The 18060-nt window shown below is 73.5% G+C and carries 16 protein-coding genes; 10 read left to right on the forward strand and 6 right to left on the reverse strand.

Annotated elements, in window-relative coordinates:
- Window positions 1-528 precede the first annotated feature (528 nt).
- Window positions 529-1752, forward strand: a complete 1224-nt coding sequence (locus ACFVX9_RS17320) for a hypothetical protein (RefSeq protein WP_380373271.1) — start codon at window positions 529-531, stop codon at window positions 1750-1752.
- Window positions 1753-1842: 90 nt separating this feature from the next.
- On the opposite strand, the gene ACFVX9_RS17325 is transcribed toward ACFVX9_RS17320, so the two are convergent.
- Window positions 1843-3141 (reverse strand): ABC transporter substrate-binding protein, encoded by a 1299-nt coding sequence (locus ACFVX9_RS17325; RefSeq protein ID WP_380373269.1) that lies wholly within the window; start codon window positions 3139-3141, stop codon window positions 1843-1845.
- Window positions 3142-3315: 174 nt separating this feature from the next.
- Between ACFVX9_RS17325 and ACFVX9_RS17330 the strand changes: the two genes are divergently transcribed.
- Both ACFVX9_RS17330 and purU read left to right on the forward strand, forming a co-directional pair.
- On the forward strand, window positions 3316-3831 hold the full coding sequence (locus ACFVX9_RS17330) for a hypothetical protein (RefSeq protein ID WP_079135686.1): 516 nt from the start codon (window positions 3316-3318) through the stop codon (window positions 3829-3831).
- 175 nt (window positions 3832-4006) lie between these two features.
- Window positions 4007-4873, forward strand: coding sequence for a formyltetrahydrofolate deformylase (purU, locus tag ACFVX9_RS17335; RefSeq protein ID WP_371517487.1), 867 nt, complete (start codon window positions 4007-4009; stop codon window positions 4871-4873).
- A 33-nt stretch (window positions 4874-4906) separates the two neighbouring features.
- Here the strand turns inward: purU and ACFVX9_RS17340 are convergent, their stop codons facing one another.
- Entirely contained in the window at window positions 4907-6142 is a 1236-nt protein-coding gene (locus ACFVX9_RS17340) for a zf-HC2 domain-containing protein (RefSeq protein WP_387982318.1), read from the reverse strand.
- Window positions 6139-6810 (reverse strand): sigma-70 family RNA polymerase sigma factor, encoded by a 672-nt coding sequence (locus ACFVX9_RS17345; protein WP_363371749.1) that lies wholly within the window; start codon window positions 6808-6810, stop codon window positions 6139-6141. Before ACFVX9_RS17345 ends, ACFVX9_RS17340 begins: the two co-directional genes overlap by 4 nt.
- Before the next feature lie 640 nt (window positions 6811-7450).
- Between ACFVX9_RS17345 and ACFVX9_RS17350 the strand changes: the two genes are divergently transcribed.
- Window positions 7451-7924: an ATP-binding protein gene (locus tag ACFVX9_RS17350; protein WP_063348164.1), complete on the forward strand. Its 474-nt coding sequence runs from the start codon at window positions 7451-7453 to the stop codon at window positions 7922-7924.
- A gap of 463 nt (window positions 7925-8387) precedes the next feature.
- Here ACFVX9_RS17350 and ACFVX9_RS17355 read toward each other — a convergent pair whose 3' ends face one another.
- Window positions 8388-9359: a GlxA family transcriptional regulator gene (locus ACFVX9_RS17355; protein WP_063348163.1), complete on the reverse strand. Its 972-nt coding sequence runs from the start codon at window positions 9357-9359 to the stop codon at window positions 8388-8390.
- 196 nt (window positions 9360-9555) lie between these two features.
- Here ACFVX9_RS17355 and ACFVX9_RS17360 point away from each other — a divergent pair, with 196 nt between their 5' ends.
- The 4 genes from ACFVX9_RS17360 to ACFVX9_RS17375 all read left to right on the forward strand — a co-directional run bounded on the left by ACFVX9_RS17360 (window position 9556) and on the right by ACFVX9_RS17375 (window position 13177).
- Complete coding sequence (locus ACFVX9_RS17360; RefSeq protein ID WP_380373260.1) at window positions 9556-10887, forward strand: MFS transporter; 1332 nt, start codon at window positions 9556-9558, stop codon at window positions 10885-10887.
- A gap of 45 nt (window positions 10888-10932) precedes the next feature.
- The gene (locus ACFVX9_RS17365) at window positions 10933-11460 is read left to right on the forward strand and encodes a GNAT family N-acetyltransferase (RefSeq protein ID WP_063348161.1); all 528 of its coding nucleotides are present in this window, start codon (window positions 10933-10935) and stop codon (window positions 11458-11460) included.
- Window positions 11461-11597: 137 nt separating this feature from the next.
- Window positions 11598-11942, forward strand: coding sequence for a DUF4229 domain-containing protein (locus tag ACFVX9_RS17370; protein ID WP_063348160.1), 345 nt, complete (start codon window positions 11598-11600; stop codon window positions 11940-11942).
- 29 nt (window positions 11943-11971) lie between these two features.
- A complete protein-coding gene (locus ACFVX9_RS17375) occupies window positions 11972-13177 on the forward strand; it encodes a LacI family DNA-binding transcriptional regulator (protein WP_387982322.1) in 1206 nt (401 codons plus the stop codon).
- A gap of 92 nt (window positions 13178-13269) precedes the next feature.
- Here ACFVX9_RS17375 and ACFVX9_RS17380 read toward each other — a convergent pair whose 3' ends face one another.
- Window positions 13270-14487, reverse strand: a complete 1218-nt coding sequence (locus ACFVX9_RS17380) for an MFS transporter (protein WP_387982324.1) — start codon at window positions 14485-14487, stop codon at window positions 13270-13272.
- 423 nt (window positions 14488-14910) lie between these two features.
- Here ACFVX9_RS17380 and ACFVX9_RS17385 point away from each other — a divergent pair, with 423 nt between their 5' ends.
- The gene (locus ACFVX9_RS17385; protein ID WP_063348158.1) at window positions 14911-16257 is read left to right on the forward strand and encodes a dicarboxylate/amino acid:cation symporter; all 1347 of its coding nucleotides are present in this window, start codon (window positions 14911-14913) and stop codon (window positions 16255-16257) included.
- A gap of 258 nt (window positions 16258-16515) precedes the next feature.
- Here the strand turns inward: ACFVX9_RS17385 and ACFVX9_RS17390 are convergent, their stop codons facing one another.
- The gene (locus tag ACFVX9_RS17390; protein ID WP_052580872.1) at window positions 16516-16719 is read right to left on the reverse strand and encodes a cold-shock protein; all 204 of its coding nucleotides are present in this window, start codon (window positions 16717-16719) and stop codon (window positions 16516-16518) included.
- 368 nt (window positions 16720-17087) lie between these two features.
- On the opposite strand from ACFVX9_RS17390, the gene ACFVX9_RS17395 reads away from it, so the two are divergent.
- Entirely contained in the window at window positions 17088-17990 is a 903-nt protein-coding gene (locus tag ACFVX9_RS17395) for a menaquinone biosynthetic enzyme MqnA/MqnD family protein (protein WP_063348157.1), read from the forward strand.
- Window positions 17991-18060 lie beyond the last annotated feature (70 nt).

Consider the following 18060-nt stretch of genomic DNA (forward strand, 5'->3'; position numbering starts at 1 on the left):
GCGGACCATCTCCATCTCCTCAGGTGTCACACCTGAAAGAAAATCACAACCCCACCCTGGCCGATCATCCGGGGCACCTAACAAAGCCCTACTAGGGCGTGTCTGACAATTCGCGTCGGATCAGCGCGCGGCTCCCCCAGCCTTCGGCCGGGAGGTACCCCCATTACGCGCCCGGCTGGGCGTGCCGGCGAAGCGTCCTCGTACTGGGCCGTACTTGGACGTTTCGCCGGTGCGTCCAGGCGGGATGCCTGGGGGCACCTCCCGGCCGCCAGGCTGGGGGAGCGTCGCGCACCCGGCGGGAATTGTCAGACACGCCCTGGTGCCCTGCCCGGGGCACCAGGGCCCGTCCAAGGCCCCGGGCCCCGGCGGGCGGGGTGAGGGGAGCGTGAGGGATGTCCCGCCCGCGTGGCCACCCGGTTCGGCGAACCGGTAGCGTGGGCGCGACGTCCAAGGAACTGTGATGCCCCCAAGAACCGACGAGATGTGGTCCGCCGTCAGCGCGCGGTCGTGCACAGGTGAGGAATCGCGTTGAGCCAGCGCCGCTCGTACCCCAACTCGGGTGACTTCAACCTGGACGACCTGTTCCGCCCCGAGCCCGGCCAGACCCAGGGCGGCGTGCCGGGCCAGCCGCAGGGTCATCCCCAGGGCCACCCGCAGGGTCAGACAGGCGTGCCGCCGGTGGGGCAGCCGTCCGGGCAGCCGGAGTATCTCGGCGAGGGCGGGCACGCGCGGCCGACCCAGGCCATGCCGGCCCAGCCCGCCCCGTGGGCCGGTGCTCCGCAGCCCGGTTACGGCGTCCCGCAGCACGAGCCGGCGCCGGAGACGCAGCACCTCCCGCCCTACCCGGGCGCGGACCCGCACGCGGGCGGCTACCCCACGGGCCAGTCCCAGGCCGGCTACCCGCAGCAGCCCGGTCCGGGCGGCTACCAGGGCTACTCGCAGGCCGGGCAGCCGCAGCCGGTGCCGGCCTACCCCGGTCAGGACTACGGGCAGAACTACGGCCAGGGCTACGCCCAGGACCACGGGCAGGGGCAGGGCTACGGACAGGACCACGGGCAGGGCTTCGACGCCACCCAGGCGGGCGCGCAGGCCCCGGCCGCCCGTGGCGGCCGCCCGTCCAACAAGCTGATCATCGGCGGGGTGGTGGCCGGTTTCGCGGCGGCCGGCATCCTGGTCGCCGTCCTGGTGAACGGGGACGAAACCACCCCCGCCGCCGACGCCAAGAAGACCCTGCCGGTGGCCGCCACCGGCAGCGCCACCCCCGGCACGGCGAGCGCGAGCAGCTCGGGCACCACCGTCGACCCGGCGGTCAAGGCCCAGGCGCAGCCGCTGTCGGACCTGCTCGGCACCGCGAGCGACAGCCGCTCGGCGGTGGTCGGCGCGGTCGCCTCGGTGCAGAAGTGCGACAAGCTGCCCGAGTCGCAGCAAGCGCTCACCGGCGCGGCCGGCAAGCGGCGCGAACTCCAGACCAAGCTCGGCCAGCTGAAGGCGGACAAGCTGCCCGGCGGCCAGCAGCTGGTCGAGCAGCTCAACGCGGCGTGGACCGCCTCCGCGCAGGCCGACGACGAGTACGCGGCCTGGGCCGGGGACTCGCAGGGCGCCTGCGACCCCAAGAAGCTGGACAACCAGCACTACAAGAACGCCGTCCAGGCCAGCGGCGCGGCGACCACCGCGAAGAAGCAGGCCTCGACCCTGTGGAACGCGATCGCCACCCAGACCGGCCTGCCCAGCCGCAGCGACGGCGACCTGTAGGACGACGGGGGAACGGGCCCGCCGGCCCGCCCCTTCGTCGTCCGTCCTTCGTCATTGCTCCTGCGTCGTCCGTTCTGCGTCGCCCGGGCGTCACGCCGGTGGGCGGCCCCCGGTGAGCACCCAGCGGATGTCCACGAAGCCCGGCTGCTGCAGGGTCATCCGGCCGCCCTTGACCACCTGGTAGGTGACCCAGGTGTTCACCAGCCGCGGTGACTCGGTGCTGGGCAGCATGTTGGGGGTGCCCCAGTTCAGCGGCGGGGTGAGCCCGACGTCGATGCCCTCGCCGCTGTCCAGCAGCCCGGTGACGGTCTTCTCGGTGACCTGCCGGCCGGACGCCGCGACCTTCTCGGCGACCAGCCGGAACACCTCGTACGCGACCCAGGTGGTCTGCACGCCGGGATCGGAGACGTCGATGGTGTGGCCGCCGGTGGCGTCGGCGCGCACCACCGCGCGCAGCCCGTCCCAGACCTTCGCCGACTCCGGCGGGTACCAGCTGGTGACGTAGGTGCCGGCCAGCGGGCCGGAGTCGCCGCCGGTGGAGTCGACCACCGACTGCTGCACGCTGCCGATCACCGAGGCGAACCGGGTGTTCCTCGGGTTCAGCCGGCGGTAGGAGTCCAGCAGGTTGCCGGTCGGCTCGGCGGCGAGGGCGCTGGTGACGCAGTTCGCCGGTTCGTCCTTGCCGATCGCCTTGCGGGCCACCGCCGTGTAGTCGGTGGACTGCTCGGGCGCCTTGACGTCGAGCAGCTTGATGCCGGCCGGCTTGAGCGCGTTGGCCAGGTAGCCGAGCAGGTTGTCGCCGGACGGGGTGTCCGGGCGGACCAGCGCGACGGCCTTGCAGCCGGCCTCGACCAGCTGACGGCCGCTGCCGCCGATCAGCGCGGGCATGCCGCCGTCCACCGGGTACGAGAGCGGGCTGCTGAACTCGGGCTGGGAGAGCCCGTAGCCGCCGATCAGGGGGATGCCGGCGCGCTCCAGGACGGGCATGAAGTCGAAGCCGTACTGGCTGTAGGAGCCGATCACAGCGACCGCTTTGGCGTCCACCGCCCGCTGGGCGCAGGCCTTGGCGCCTTCGGAGGTGTTGTGCTCGTTGCAGGTGAGCACCTGCAGCCGGCGGCCGTTCAGCCCGCCCTTGAGGTTGACGTCCCGGCCGATCGCCTCGGCGAGCGCGGTCATGCCGGGCCGGTCGGCGGAGCCGGTGCCGGACGGGGACCAGGTCATCACGGTGAGGTCGCCGCCGTTGGTGGAGGCATCGGCCGGTCCGCCGCACGCGGAGGCCGAGAAGAGGGTGGGGAGCAGGGCCGCGGCGGTGGCGGCCGCGGCGATCGGGCGGCGGCGGCGCCGCGCGAACTGGTGCCGGGGTTGGAGCGGGTCCCTTCGGCTGGTCATCGGTCTTCCCTCTCTGGGGCGCCATCCGGCGCACCGGAGCAAGCCAAGCCCCGGCGCCACACGCCGAGAGGGCCGAAGTGCGAACGGTCGGATAACGGGAGCTGAAATCCGGCGGGGCACGCGTGTAGATCGGGAGTGGAGTACGAACGGACAGGGAACGTACGATCGTTCTCCATGTCCGCCAGCACAGATTCTTCGCATCGGTCTGCCCGAAACACTTCTCGTCCGGGCCACCGCTCCAGCACGATGAACGGCATGCCGCTCAACGACCTGCCCTGGTGGCGCTGGCGAGCCCGACTGCGCTCGGCGCTGCACATGTTGTCCGACCCCGGTTTCCAGCAGGAGACCTGGCTGAACGGCCGGGAGGGGTACGGCGACGTGACCGACGCCGTCTACCGGCTGGTCGAGGACACCTGGCTGGACCACTGGTCGGCCGAGAAGTACGTGGGCACGATCTTCCGCGACTCCGCCGAGGCCGCCCTGGTCGACGTCGCGGTGCTGCGCGTGGTCCAGCTGCTGCACGAGGTCGGCGCGGACGCCCACGCCTCCGCCTACTTCGGCCACCCCGGCTGGCCGGAGGCGGTCCGGGCCGCGCGCGAGGCGCACGTCGCGCTGGCGGTGAACGACGGGGACGACCCGGACGCGGCGCCCAAGTCGCTGGACGTGCTGCGCATCCTCACCCGGGTCTGAGCCCGGGTCTGAGTCCGGGTCCACGGCGGGGCCGCCGGCCGGGTGCCTGGTCGGGCTTTCGGTCGGGCCGCTGAGCAGTGCCGTCCCGCAGTACGGGCAGCGGGGCGGCGACTGTCCAGGATGTGACACGCTGGACCACCCACGAACGCCACGACCTCAGGACGGGATACCCCCAGTGGACCAGCAGCCGGCCAGCGCCCAGTACGTCCTCACGCTGTCCTGCCCCGACAAGCAGGGCATCGTCCACGCCGTCTCCAGCTACCTCTTCATGACCGGCTGCAACATCATCGACAGCCAACAGTTCGGCGACGGGGACAGCGGGCTGTTCTTCATGCGGGTGCACTTCTCCGCCGCCGAGCCGGTCACCGCCGACAAGCTGCGGGCCAGCTTCGCGGCGATCGGGGCCTCGTTCGGGATGGACTGGCAGATCCACCCGACCGAGCAGCGGATGCGGATCGTCCTCATGGTCAGCAAGTTCGGACACTGCCTGAACGACCTGCTCTACCGCACCCGGATCGGCGCCCTGCCGGTGGAGATCGCCGCGGTGGTGTCCAACCACACCGACCTGCGCGACCTGACCGAGAGCTACGGCGTCCCGTTCCACCACATCCCGGTCACCCGGGACACCAAGGCCGACGCCGAGCAGCAGCTGCTGGACCTGGTCGCCAAGGAGGACGTCGAACTGGTCGTGCTGGCCCGCTACATGCAGGTGCTCTCGGACCAGCTGTGCACCGCGCTGTCCGGCCGGGTGATCAACATCCACCACTCCTTCCTGCCGAGCTTCAAGGGCGCCAAGCCCTACCACCAGGCGCACGCCCGGGGCGTGAAGCTGATCGGCGCCACCGCGCACTACGTCACCGCCGACCTCGACGAGGGCCCGATCATCGAGCAGGAGGTGGCCCGGGTGACCCACGACGTCACCCCGGACCAGCTGGTCGCGCTCGGCCGGGACGTCGAGTGCCAGGCGCTGGCCCGTGCGGTGAAGTGGCACAGCGAGCACCGGGTGCTGCTGAACGGCACCCGCACGGTGGTCTTCGCGTAGAGCGGTCGGCGTGGTCGGAGCGGCTGTGGCCGTTTACGGCCGCGACAGCAGCGGCAGGGCGTGCAGCACCTCGCGGATCGCGGCCCGGTCGCCGTGCTCGCCGACCGGCAGCCGGTCCGGATCGCGGTGCGCGGCGGCCAACTGGCAGAGCTCCAGGCCGTCCAGCACCATCGAGGCCACCGGCTCGCCGCCGGACGGCCCCGACTCCGGCCCGTCCAGCGGTATCAGCCACTCGCCGGCCGCCGGGCCGTCGATCACCAGCCGCAGCCGCCGGCCCCGGCCTTGGCCCTGGCCCGCCACGGGCGGGAGGTCCGGCGCCCCGGCGGGCTCGGGACGGGTGGCGCGGGCGGCACGCAGGTCGGCCAGTGCCCGCGGGACCATCCGGACCGCCAGGTCCACCATCTGCCGCAGGTGCTGGGGCGCCGGCGGGTCGTACGGGTAGGCGACCGCGCGGGCCACGTCCTCGCCGTGCACGTAGCACTCGAAGGCGCGGTCCACGAAGGCGTCGCGCAGCGGCAGCACGGCGAAGCCGTAGTCGACGGGGGTGTTGCCCCGCGGGGCGAGCGCGGCGGTGCGCACCAGGTCGTGGGTCTGCCGCCGCCACCGCTCCCGCACCGACTGCGGTGGGAGGCCGGCCCGGTCGGCGACCAGCCGGGCGGTGCGCTCGGCGATCCCGGCGTACGGCCCGCCCTGCAGCGGGACCCGGGGCAGGAGCAGGGGCGCCGGCAGCCGCGCGGGCGGCTCCTGCGGCGGCACCCGCCGGGCGGCCGGGGCCGGCGTGGCGCCCAGGCCGGCCGGCACCGGGTCGGGCAGGCCGAGGGCGAGCGCCAGATAGCCGTCCACGGCGGCGAGATGGCACAGCACCTCGGCCGGACGCAGCCGCCCGGTGCCGCCGTGCCACGGCAGGTCGGCCACCTCCTGCCACTCCTCCGGGCCGAGGTCGCGCAGCAGCGCGTCGAGCTTGGCCGTCTCCGCGGTGTACGGCATGCCCCAGGCGGGGACGGGCAGTTCGGCCGGGCGGCGGGCCAGGCACCAGTCGAGCACCTGCTGGCGCAGCGAGTTGGGCTGGTCGAGCGGCTCGTCCAGGGCGAGCCACCCCGCCGCCTCACGCAGCCGGGCGGCCTCCTCGGCGCACTCCGGGCAGGTGCGCAGGTGCTGCTCCAGCTCGGCGGCGTCACGGCTCGGGCAGGCGCCGAGGGCCCAGGCGCCGAGCAGCGAGCGCAGGGCGTCGTGGCGCTCCTCGGTGGTGGGCTCGCTCCGCTCGCTCATGCGCCCCTGTCCCCGTCGTCCCTGTCGCCCGCGTCGTCCCGGTGGTCCCGGTCGTCGGCCCGGTCGTCCTCGCGGCCGTGCCGCTCGTCGTGGCGGGCGCGCTCCTCGGCCAGTTCGGTGGCCAGCAGTTCCAGGCCGAGCCGCATCCGCTGCTTGGCGGCCTGCTCGCTGATGCCGAGCAGCCGGGCCGTCTCCTGGTAGGTGCGGCCGTCGTAGTACGTCACCGCGATGGTCTCACGCAGGGATTGGGGCAGGGAGTCCACCACGTACTGCATGCGCGCGGCGGTGGCCACGGCGCGGATCTCCGCCTCGGCCGCGCCCTCGCCGCCGCCCGGGCCGTCAAGTCCGCTGCCCGGGCCGCCCGGTACCCGCTCGGCGGCCCGCCGCGCCCGCAGCCGGTCGACCGCGCGGCGGTGGGTGAGCGCGCCGAGCCAGGAGCGCAGCGAGCCCTGGGCGGGGTCGAAGTCCTCGGGGTGCTCCCAGACGTGGGCGAATATCTCCCGGGTGAGCTGGGCGGCGGCGGCCTGGTCGGCGAGTATCCGCCCGGCCAGTCCGTGCACCATCGGCGCGAGCTGGTCGTAGATCTCGCCGAGCGCGGTCTCCTCGCCGCGGGCGAGGCGGCGTTGGAGCTGCTCGTCCCAGCGCGGCGCGCGGTCGGGGGTGGCCATCGGGAACCACCCTCCTGCCCGGGTTTCGCTGGCGTACCCAACGGTATCTTGCGGCCGGTCGGCGGCGGGAGCATTCCCCGAAGAACGGAACCCGGGCCTGCGGATCGTCACCCGGGCCGTCATCCGGATCGTCACGCGGATCGTCACCCGGCTCAGTGCCCGGTCGTCGCCCGGTCGTCGCTCGTACCGGTGGCCCGTGCGCGGGGCGGTCCGTGGAGGCCGCTGTTCGAAGGCCGTTGGACATATGTCGCACGGGTGGTTCGCGAGTGGCGGGCCGGGTGCGCGGGGCGTCCGGAGGTAGGTTCGCCACTGCGGGACCGGCGGGTCGGCCCGGGCCGGACGAGTGCCGGTACGAGGCTCGCGAGAGTGAACGGGACAGTATGCACTGCGCTGTCCCCCGATCGCTGGAATATGCCCGAAGCGCTTGCCGAGGTCCGTCCGCCCACTCATCCTGAGGCGTAATCGAGTCGCGGCCAGTGCGCGACGGACGAGTTGGCCCGGACGGGACAGCTCGGGTGAGCGCCGGGCGGGAGCCCGGCCGAGGGCCCGGGTGGCACCGGGCGATGTGCGAGGGTTCGCCGGCTGGACGATCCGGCCCGATCGGGACGATGGCCGAACTGCGAGTGCGGGTGGTGGAGCGGTGCAGGTTCTTCAGGTACAGCTGGCGGTGCAGGCGGACCCGGCCGAGGTCGGCCGGGCCCGTCGGTGGGTGCGCTCGCGGCTGCTGAACCATGGGGTGGACCCGGACGCGCCGGTCGCCGAGACGGTGGTGCTGGTGGTCTCCGAGTTGGTGACCAACGCCGTGGTGCACACCGGGTGTCCGGCGGTGCTGCGGCTCTGCCTGCCGGTGGAGGAGGACCAGGCGGGCGGCGAGCCGGCCGGTCCGCTGCGGGTGGAGGTCGCCGACGCCAGCCGGACGGCTCCGGCCCCACGGCACGCCGGGGCGGACGAGAACGCCACCAACGGGCGCGGCCTGGAGCTGGTCGAGCTGCTCTGCGAGCGCTGGGGCTGGTTCCCGGACGGCTCGGGCAAGCGGGTGTGGTGCGAGATCGGCGCGGACGCCCGGCCGGCGGACCCGCTGGCGGGCGTGGACTGGGCGGCGTTGGCGCAGTAGCGGCAGCGGCAGCCCGGGGCCTGCTCGGTTCGCTGCCGTTCCCGCCGGTGATCGTCGGCGGAGATCACTGGCGGAGATCACTGGCGGAGATCACCGGCCGAAAGTTGACGCAACCATTCCGAATTTCGGACTACCCATTGACGTGACGTATCCGACTGATCACGCTTGGGTGCGGCTCTCCGTCAGTGAGGGGACGCCGAGGGGACGCCCGAACGCCGCCGCGGTGCTGTTGTCCAGGGGGACCACGCCAGCAGGGGGGCCGTGGACCGCCGGTCGCGGGCGCTCCTTGGCGAGTGCGGAGGGTGCGGCGCGGGTTCAGGGCCCGCGCGTCGCGATTGGATGGTGGTCGGCCGCGCCGTGCTCGGGGTGCACGCGGCCGGCCACCGTCCGATCCGCCGTCGTCCGGCGGCGCTTTCCGGCCACTCGGCCGAGAGCCGTCCAGGGCACCTGAAGCCGCCCGGGGTCACCCGGGGACGGCGCGGAAGGTTCGCCGGTAGGCGCTCGGGGCGACGTCCAGCCGGCCGCGCAGTTGCAGCCGGAGCGAGGCGGCGGTGCCGAAACCGGACTCCCGGGCGACCTGGTCGATCGTCAGGTCCGTGCGCTCCAGCAGCTGCCGGGCCCGCTCGGTGCGCTGCACGGTGAGCCACTGCCCGGGGCTGGCGCCGGTCTCCTCGCGGAAGCGCCGGGTGAAGGTCCGCAGGCTCATGCCCGCCCGGTCGGCGAGCCGGCTCAGCGCCAGCGGCTGGTCCAGGTGTTCCAGCGCCCAGGCGCGGACGGCGGCGGTGCCCTGGCCGGTGGAGTCCACCGGGCTCGGGGCCTCCACGTACTGCTTCTGGCCACCCTCGCGCCACGGCGGCACCAGGCAGTTGCGGGCCACCGCGTTGGCCACCGCGCTGCCGTGGTCGCGGCGGACCACGTGCAGGCACAGGTCCACCCCGGCGGCCACCCCGCCGGAGGTGAGGACGTCGCCGTCGTCGGTGTAGAGCACGTCCGGGTCCAGCCGCACCTTCGGGTACAGCTCGGCGAAGCGCCGGGTGTAGCGCCAGTGGGTGGTGGCCGGGCGGCCGTCCAGCAGTCCGGCGGCGGCCAGCAGGAAGGACCCGGTGCAGATCGACATCAGCCGGGTGCCGGGCCGGATCCGGCCCAGGGCGGCGGCCAGTTCGGGGGTGAAGGCGGCGTCGACGGTGGCCGTGCTCGCGTCGGCGGAGGCCGGGATCACCACCGTGTCGGCCCGCTCCAGCAGTTCGGGCCCGTGGTCGACGCTGATCCGGAAGTCCGCGCTGGTGGCGATCGGCCGGCCGTCCAGCGTGCAGGTGGCGACCTCGTAGAGCGGCCGCCCGGCCGGGTCCTTGGCGCCGCCGAAGATGCGGGCGGGGATGCCGAGTTCGAAGGCGATCACGCCGTCGAGGGCGAGTACCGCGACCAGGTGGGCCATGCCGTTCCCCTTCGGTGGTGCGGCCGCCCGGGCCGGTTGGGTCGGGTCGGCCGGTCGGTTCGGTCGGTCGGGTCGGTCGGTTCGGGCCAGTCCGGCCGGTTCGGGCCAGGGTACGCCGGGACCGTGGCCCGATTCTTGCGAAAGCTGTCATTCAGGCCACTCGTCGCGGCCGCGCCGCTTCGGGACACTCGTCCGCGTGACCGAACGCAACGCCCCCGCCCCCGCCCCCGCGCCCGCCCCCGAAGGACCCGTCCGCCCCGCCCGTCCGACCCGCTTCCGGGTGCACTACGCCTGGGTGGTGGCCGGTGTCTCGCTGCTGGTCCTGCTCGGCTCGGCCGGCTTCCGGTCCACGCCCAGCCTGATGATGGACGCCCTGCACAACGAGTTCGGCTGGTCGCTCGGGACGATATCCAGCGCCACCTCCGTCAACCTGACCCTCTACGGCCTCACCGCCCCCTTCGCCGCCGCCCTGATGGACCGTTTCGGCGTGCGCCTGGTGGTGGTCTGCGCGCTGCTGACCATCTCGGTCGGCTCCGGGCTCACCATGCTGATGCGCGAGCCCTGGCAACTGGTGCTCTGCTGGGGCGTGCTGGTGGGCCTGGGCAGCGGCTCGATGGCCGGCGCCTTCGCCACCACCATCACCGGCCGCTGGTTCCAGGCCCGCCAGGGCCTGGTCACCGGCGTGCTGACCGCCGCCGGGGCGGCGGGAAACCTGGTGTTCCTGCCGGTCGGCGCCTGGCTGGTCGAGCACCACGGCTGGCGCTCGGCGGTGATCGTGGTCTCGCTCGCGGCCAGCGCGGTCGCCGTCCCCGTCCTGCTGCTGATGCGCGAGCGGCCCGCCGACCTCGGCCTGCTCCCGTACGGGGCGACCGAGGAGCCGCCGGCGCCCGCCGCCGACGGCCGCGCCCTGACCCGCTCGCTGCGGGTGCTGCGGGACGCCGCCCGGAGCCGGGCGTTCTGGCTGCTGTCCGGCTCCTTCGCGATCTGCGGCGCCACCACCGCCGGCCTGGTCGGCACCCACTTCATCCCGGCCGCCCACGACCACGGCATGCCGGTGACCACCGCGGCCGGCCTGCTCGCCATGATCGGCGTCTTCGACGTGGTCGGCACCATCTTCAGCGGCTGGCTCACCGACCGGGTCGACTCCCGGATCCTGCTGGTCACCTACTACGGGCTGCGCGGGATCTCGCTGCTCCTGCTGCCGCAGCTGCTCGCCGGCTCGCTGCAACCGCCGATCCTGGCCTTCGTCATCTTCTACGGCCTGGACTGGGTGGCCACCGTGCCGCCGACCGTCGCGCTGTGCCGCCGGCACTTCGGCGGGGACGCCCCGATCGTCTTCGGCTGGGTGCTGGCCAGCCACCAGATCGGCGCGGCCGTCGTCGCCGGGCTGGCGGGCCTGGCCCGCGACGCGCTCGGGAACTACGACCTCACCTGGTACGGCGCCGGCGCCCTGTGCGTGGTCGCCGTCGGGCTCTGCCTGGCGCTGCGCACCAGCCGGCCGGACCGCTCCGTCCCCGCCCTCTCGTAGGGCGGGCCGGGGGCCTGTCGGACCGGACGGCTAGGCTCCGCGACCATGGCGCTCACCTTCACCCTGGACCCGAAGCTCGACCCGGACCTGCGCACCGCCGTCGTCCGACTGTGGGCCGACGTCACCAACGCCGGCGGCGCGGTCGGCTTCGTGGCGCCGGTGACGGAGGACGAGGTCTGGGACACCGCCGACCACCAGTTCGCCGGGGTCGAGCCGGACGGCCCGGACCGGCTGCTGGTCGCCCACGAGAGTGACACCGGCCGGCTGGTCGGTGTCCTCTTCTTCGAGTCGATGCGCTTCGACCTGATGGAGCACTGGCGGATGCTCAAGCGGGTCATGGTGCACCCCGACTGCCAGGGCCGCGGCTACGGTGCCCGGCTGCTCGCCGAGGCCGAGCGGATAGCCCGGGAGTGGGGCCTGGAGAGCCTGCGGCTGACCGCGCGCGGCGGCCAGGGCCTGGAGCGCTTCTACACCCGCTGCGGCTACCGGGAGGTCGGCCGGGTGCCGGCCGCGATCCGGGTCGCCCCCGGGGACGACCGCGACGACATCACCCTCTGGCTCGACCTGCGCTGAGCGGCGGGTCCGGTCGGGCGGCGGCGGGCGGGGGACGGGCGCCCCCTTCCCCTCGCCGCCCGTCAGGCATGCTTCACTGGGAGACCGGCCCCCGCCCAAACCAGTGAAAAGCCAGACCAGTGAAAAGGATGTGTCCCGTGAGCAGCACCGGCCAGGAGAAGTCGCACGCCACGCTCCGCTACACCTCCCTGCGGGTCAGCATCTTCCTCGGCTGCCTGCTGGTCGCCCTGCTGCTCGGGCACTTCAAGATCATCCCGGTCAGCGGCCAGGCCGGCGTGATCTTCCTGTTCCTGCTGGCCGCGATCGCGTCCGCGCCGCTCAGCTACGTGCTGCTGAGCCGTCAGCGCGACGACATGTCCGCCCAGATCACCACCAAGGTCTCCGGCCTGCGCAGCCGCACCGCCGAGCGGATCGCCGCGCAGAACGCCGAGGAGGACGCCGTCGACGAGGCGGCCCGGACGGCCGCCGTCCGGCAGAGCTGACCCCGGCCGGACCCGCGACCGCAGCCGCCGTGCCCGACTCCGCCGCCTCGGACGCCTCCGCTTCCGACCCCGACCCCGCTTCCGCTTCCGCGGCTTCCGAGCCCGGACCGGCCGACCCGCCGTCCGGGCCGTCCGCGTTGCGCGGGTCGGCCGTCGAGGCGGCGCCCGTCGAGGGGGCGCCCGTCGAGGCGGAGGCCGGGACCTGGCCGGCCCCGGTGCGTCGGCCCACCGGCCGGGACGTGGCCAGGCTCGCCGGGGTCTCCCAAGCCACCGTCTCACTGGTCTTCTCCGGCGCGGAGGCCGGCCGCAGGGTCTCCGACGCCACCCGGGAGCGGGTCCGGGAGGCCGCCCGCAGCCTCGGCTACCGCCCGCAGGCGGCCGGCCGGCAGCTGCGGCTCGGCCGTAGCGGGATGATCCTGCTGGCGGTGCCGAACATCCTGGGTCCGTTCTTCGGCCGGGTACTGGAGGGCGTCCACGAGGAGGCCGGCCGGCACGGCCTGGCGGTCGTGGTCAGCTCCGGCTGGGGGAGCGCCACCCTCGCCGAGGCCGCCACCACCAGCCGCTTCGACGGCCTGCTGATCTGCTCCCCGGACGACAGCCAGCTCGGCGAGCTGCCCGCCGACACCCCCGCCGTCTTCCTCGACGCCGACCCGGGCACCGACCGGGCCCGGCCGACCGTCGAACTCGACGTGGCGGGCGGGATGCGCGCCGCCGTCGAGCACCTGGCCGGGCTCGGCCACCGCCGGATCGGGCGGCTGCGCTCCACCCACTCCGCGTACACGTTCCGGGTGCGGCAGGCCGCGTTCGAGCAGGTCGCCGCCGAACTCGACCTGGAGGTCGTGGAGTTGGGCGTGAGTCTGAACGAGGGCCAGCCGGCCGCGCGGAGCGTGGCGCACCGCCTGCTGGAGCGCCCGGACCGCCCGCGCGCGGTGATCTGCGACGACGACGTGGTCGCCTCCGGGGTGTACCAGGCCGCCGCCGAGCTGGGGCTGAGGGTGCCGGCCGACCTGTCGGTGGTCGGCATGGACAACGTCGCGGTGGCCGCGCTGCTGGCCCCGCCGCTGACCACCGTCGACCTGCCCGGCGAGGAGCTGGGCCGGGTCGGCGCGGCGGCGCTGGCGGGCCTGCTGCGCGGCGAGCGGGCGGCGCCCGTCCCGCCGCTGGCCACCTCGCTGGTGCTGCGCTCCTCCACCGCGTCGGCGGTCGGCGGGCCGGGGCGGGGCGCGAAGCAGTAGGTAGTAGGAGAAGCAGTAGGTAGTCGTAGGGGAGAACGAAAGACCGCGCCCGCCGGCCAGACCCCGGTGGGCGCGGTCGTCTGTGGGGGGCCTCAGCCCACCGGCACCGGCTGCACCGGCTGCACCGACGGCGTCGGCGGCACCGGGTGGAACCAGCGACGGGCGCCGAACAGCAGCAGGGCGCCGAGGGCGATCCCGCCCGCCGCGCACAGCGCCACCGGCCGCAGCGAGTCCTCGGCCAGGTTGCCGGACGCCGCGTAGCCGAGCGAGTTGCCCGTCGCGAACAGCGTCACCAGCCAGGCGAACGCCTCGGTCACCGTCCCGGTCGGCGCCAGCTCGGCGACCAGCACGAACGCCGCCGCCAGCAGCGGCGCCAGCCCGATCCCGGAGAGGAAGGCCAGCGCGGCCATCGGGTACGGTCCGGGCAGCAGCACCAGTGGCAGGTAGGACGCGGCCATCGCGAGCGCCATGATCCAGGTGCGGGTGGCCGTGCTGCTGCGCCACTTCACCGCGCCGTAGGCGAGCGCGCCGAGCAGGCCGCCGAGCGCCGCCAGCGCCAGCAGGGTGCCCGCGCCGCCGGGCAGGGCGTCGGCGTGGTGCTCGGCGTAGGCGATGAACAGCACGTTCTGCGCGCCGACGGCCCAGCCGGCCCCGGCCAGTCCGACCAGCAGCAGCACCAGGCCGGGGGAGCGCAGCGGGCCGAGCAGCCCGGCGGAGTGTGCGCGGGCCGGGGCGCGCCAGGCCCGGGCCGGGGCGGTGGTGGCCACGATCAGCGCGCCGGCCAGCCCCAGTCCGGCGGCCATCCAGAGCGCGGCGACCGGGCTGAACAGGCCGGCGATCCCGGCGACGGCCAGCGGGCCGGCCACGTAGAGGATCTGCTGGGAGGCGGAGTCGAAGGCGTAGGCGGTGTCGAGCTGCTCCTCCTCCACCACGTCCGGCCAGAGCGAGCGCAGGCAGGGTTCGAGCGGGGGCATGGCGAGCCCGGCGATCGCGGCGCCGAGCGGGGCGGCGATCCCGGAGCCGGGGGCGAGGGCGAGCAGCGCGTACCCGCCGCCGGCGAGCACGGCGGAGGCGAGCAGGACGCGGGGCTGCCCGGTGCGGTCCACGATCCGCCCGAGCACCGGCCCGCCGACGGCGGCGGAGATCGCGTAGGCGGCGGTGGCCAGTCCGATCCGCCCGTACGGCGCGCCGGCCTCGCGCAGGGCGAGGGCGATCACCAGGGCGGTCATACCGGCGGGCAGGCGGCCGAGCAGGGTGCCGAGGAGCAGGCGGCTGACGTGGGGGGCGCGGAGCAGGGCGAGGTAGCCCATCGGCGTCTTCTCCGGTCTGGGCAGGCGAGGGCGGGGACGCCGTCAAAGTTATACGTATAACCGCTCAGCGGTCAATCGGGCCGGTGAGGATGATCTGATGGTGCGTCAGCTTCGTTCGTGTCCGGATCTCACCCCAACCTCAAACAACTACTTTGAACATCTCAAACCTTTGCTGCTAATGTGTCGGCCATGACCACCTCAGACGCATCGCGGAAGAACGGCCAGGGCTCGCTGCCCGGCGCCGCCCGCCCGTGCGCTCTGACCGGTGCTGTGGACAGCCCGCGCCGTTGTCGCGCCACGAGCTGTATCCCGGCGGCACGCCCCTGACCGGGGGCCGGGACCTCCCCACCCGGCCCGCGCGCCGTGCCGCCTCCTCCGCCACACCCCACCGTCAGCAACGCCCTCCCCCGGAGCCGCACCGTCATGTCCACAGCGCCCGAGGCGACCCCGTCGCCGTCCGTGCTCGCGAGAATCCGCAAGACCCCGTTCTGGGTCCAGATCGTCGGCGGCCTGCTGCTCGGCGTCGGCCTGGGCTACCTGGCCCGCGCCGCCGACATCTCCTGGCTGGCCACCACCCTGGAGACCATCGGCAAGATCTTCGTCCAGCTGCTCAAGCTGGCCGTCCCGCCGCTGGTGTTCACCGCGATCGTGGTGAGCGTCGCCAACCTGCGCAACGTCACCAACGCGGCCCGCCTGGCCACCCGCACGCTGCTCTGGTTCATGATCACCTCGCTGATCGCGGTGGCCGTCGGCCTGGGCCTGGGCCTGCTGACCAACCCCGGCCAGGGCACCAACCTCAAGACCGACGGCCTCAAGGCGCTCGACTCCAAGGGCTCCTGGATCGACTTCCTGACCGGGATCTTCCCGACCAACATCGTCGACGCCTTCGCCAAGGTGAACGTCCTGCAGATCGTCTTCATGGCGGTCGTGGTCGGCGCGGCGATCATCAAGCTCGGCAGCAAGGCCGAGCCGGTCCTCAAGCTCAGCGAGTCCGTCCTGGAGCTGACCCAGACCGCCCTGTGGTGGGTCATCCGGCTCTCCCCGCTCGGCACCCTCGGCCTGATCGGCAAGTCCGTCGCCAAGTACGGCTGGGACCTGCTCAAGCCCTTCGCCACGCTGACCCTCGACATCTACGTCGGCTGCGCGCTGGTGCTGTTCGTCGTCTACTCGCTGCTGCTCAAGTTCGCCGCCGGCCTGAACCCGGTCAACTTCTTCAAGGGCGCCTGGCCCGCGATCCAGCTGGCCTTCGTCTCGCGCTCCTCGGTCGGCACCCTGCCGGTCACCCGCCGCGTCACCGAGCGCCTCGGCGTCCCCAGCGAGTACGCGTCCTTCTCCGTGCCGTTCGGCGCCACCACCAAGATGGACGGCTGCGCCTCGATCTACCCGGCGATCGCCGCGATCTTCGTCGCCCAGGTCTACAACATCGACCTCGGCATCCGGGACTACCTGCTGATCGCCTTCGTCTCGGTCGTCGGCTCGGCCGCCACCGCGGGCCTCACCGGTGCGATCATCATGCTGACGCTCACCCTCTCCACCCTGGGCCTGCCCCTGGAGGGCGTCGGCCTGCTGCTCGCCATCGACCCGATCCTCGACATGATGCGCACCGCGACCAACGTCGCGGGCCAGGTGCTGGTACCGGTCCTGGTGGCCTCGCGGGAGAAGATCCTCGACGTCGCCGCCTACAACCGCCCCTCCGGCGACCTGTACGAGGACGCGCCGTCGGCCGTCGTCCCGGCGCAGGCGGACAAGGCGGCCCCGGTGGCCGCCTGATCCCCGCCGGCTCGGCGACAAGGGCCCGCTCCCGCACCGTTCCCCGGTGCGGCAGCGGGCCCTTGTGCGTGCCACTGGGGCGCGGGTGCTGGCGCGTGCTCGTGTGCTGCTCTCCGGGGCGGCGGCCAGGGGAAAAGGCAGGGGGCCCGCCGGTTGGGCGGGCCCCCTTGGGTGTTGCTCTTGTGCTCATGGTGACGGCTGTCGGGAGCCGCCGACGGACCCGCTGGGGTCCCGAGCGATCAGAACATCAGAAGATGGTCAGATGGGGGTGACGTTCTCCGCCTGCGGGCCCTTCGGGCCCTGGGTGACGTCAAAGTTCACCGCCTGGTTCTCCTCCAGCGAGCGGAAGCCGCTCGCGTTGATGGCGGAGTAGTGGACGAAGACGTCGGGGCCGCCGCCCTCCTGGGCGATGAAGCCGAAGCCCTTCTCAGCGTTGAACCACTTGACGGTTCCCGTGGCCATGCCGTTCTCCTTGCGAGGGACGTGTCGGGGCCACACCGTGTGGCACCCGGTCCGCTGCGCTGATCGCCCTGCCTCCGGACGAGTCCGAAGTTTTTCGATATTGCTGAAAAACTACAAAAAGCCCGCGGTTACATGCTCCGCAGGCTTCAAGTACTGCAAGGGGAATCAAACTGCAACTGAGGGCAACGCTAGCATGCGGTCGCTGTGACGACCAGGGGTGAACTGCGGCCCCCACGACGCGTGTCGTAGGCCCTCGCAGGCGCGTCCCGCAGGCCTCGCGAGCGCGTGTCGGGTGCCCGGTGCAGGCCTTTGTGAACAGCAGGCATACGCTGCGGGAAAGCGCACGAACAGTACAAGGGAGCGGCGCAGTGGCAGCACCGGACGGACAATCGCGGGAGCCCCAGGAACACACCCCGGTCAGGCCTCGCGTCGGCCACATCCAGTTCCTGAACTGCGTACCCCTCTACTGGGGCCTCGCCAGGACCGGCAACCTGCTCGACCTCGACCTCACCAAGGACACCCCGGAGAAGCTGAGCGACCAGCTCGTCGACGGCTCGCTGGACATCGGTCCGATCACCTGCGTGGAGTACCTGCGCAACGCCGACGACCTGCTGGTCCTGCCCGACATCGCGGTCGGCAGCGACGGCCCGGTGATGTCCTGCCTCATCGTCAGCAAGGTGCCGCTCGCCGACCTGGACGGCCGCCGCGTCGCCCTCGGCTCCACCAGCCGCACCTCCGTCCGGCTCGCCCGGCTGCTGCTGGAGGAACGCGAGGGCGTCCGCCCCGACTACTTCAGCTGCCCGCCCGACCTCAGCTCGATGCTCGCCGAGGCCGACGCCGCCGTCCTGATCGGCGACCCGGCGCTGCGCGCCTACCTCGGCCAGGCCGCCGACCTCGGACTGACCGTCCACGACCTCGGCGAGATGTGGAAGGAGTGGACCGGCCTGCCGTTCGTCTTCGCCGTCTGGGCCGTGCGCCGCGAGTTCGCCGAGCGCCGTCCGGAACTGACCGCGGCCGTGCACCGGGCCTTCCTGGAGTCCCGCGACCTCTCACTGGTCGAGGCCGCCAAGGTCGCCGAACAGGCCGCCCGCTGGGAGGCCTTCGGCGCGGACGTGCTGGAGCGGTACTTCAGCGAGGCCCTCGACTTCTCGCTCGGCGAGCGGCAGCTGGCCGGCGTCGCCGAGTTCGCCCGCCGGGTCGCGCACGACAGCGGCTTCGCGTCGGACGTCGCGGTGCGGCTGCTGGAGCCGGCGGCGCTGCCGGTCGGCTGAGCGCGGCGGGGCGCTCCGGTGCGCTGGTGCGCCGGCTCAGGTGCTCAGGTGCTCAGGTGCTCCGGCTCCG

The sequence above is a fragment of the Kitasatospora sp. NPDC058243 genome (assembly GCF_042882025.1).
Lineage (GTDB): Bacteria > Actinomycetota > Actinomycetes > Streptomycetales > Streptomycetaceae > Kitasatospora.

What these genes read in the sequence shown, in the direction of transcription:
- ACFVX9_RS17325 (WP_380373269.1), bottom strand. Translation starts at nt 3,141, where the DNA reads ATGACCAGCCGAAGGGACCCGCTCCAACCCCGGCACCAGTTCGCGCGG.
- ACFVX9_RS17330 (WP_079135686.1), top strand. Translation starts at nt 3,316, where the DNA reads ATGTCCGCCAGCACAGATTCTTCGCATCGGTCTGCCCGAAACACTTCT.
- ACFVX9_RS17340 (WP_387982318.1), bottom strand. Translation starts at nt 6,142, where the DNA reads ATGAGCGAGCGGAGCGAGCCCACCACCGAGGAGCGCCACGACGCCCTG.
- ACFVX9_RS17345 (WP_363371749.1), bottom strand. Translation starts at nt 6,810, where the DNA reads ATGGCCACCCCCGACCGCGCGCCGCGCTGGGACGAGCAGCTCCAACGC.
- ACFVX9_RS17355 (WP_063348163.1), bottom strand. Translation starts at nt 9,359, where the DNA reads ATGGCCCACCTGGTCGCGGTACTCGCCCTCGACGGCGTGATCGCCTTC.
- ACFVX9_RS17365 (WP_063348161.1), top strand. Translation starts at nt 10,933, where the DNA reads ATGGCGCTCACCTTCACCCTGGACCCGAAGCTCGACCCGGACCTGCGC.
- ACFVX9_RS17380 (WP_387982324.1), bottom strand. Translation starts at nt 14,487, where the DNA reads ATGGGCTACCTCGCCCTGCTCCGCGCCCCCCACGTCAGCCGCCTGCTC.
- ACFVX9_RS17385 (WP_063348158.1), top strand. Translation starts at nt 14,911, where the DNA reads ATGTCCACAGCGCCCGAGGCGACCCCGTCGCCGTCCGTGCTCGCGAGA.
- ACFVX9_RS17390 (WP_052580872.1), bottom strand. Translation starts at nt 16,719, where the DNA reads ATGGCCACGGGAACCGTCAAGTGGTTCAACGCTGAGAAGGGCTTCGGC.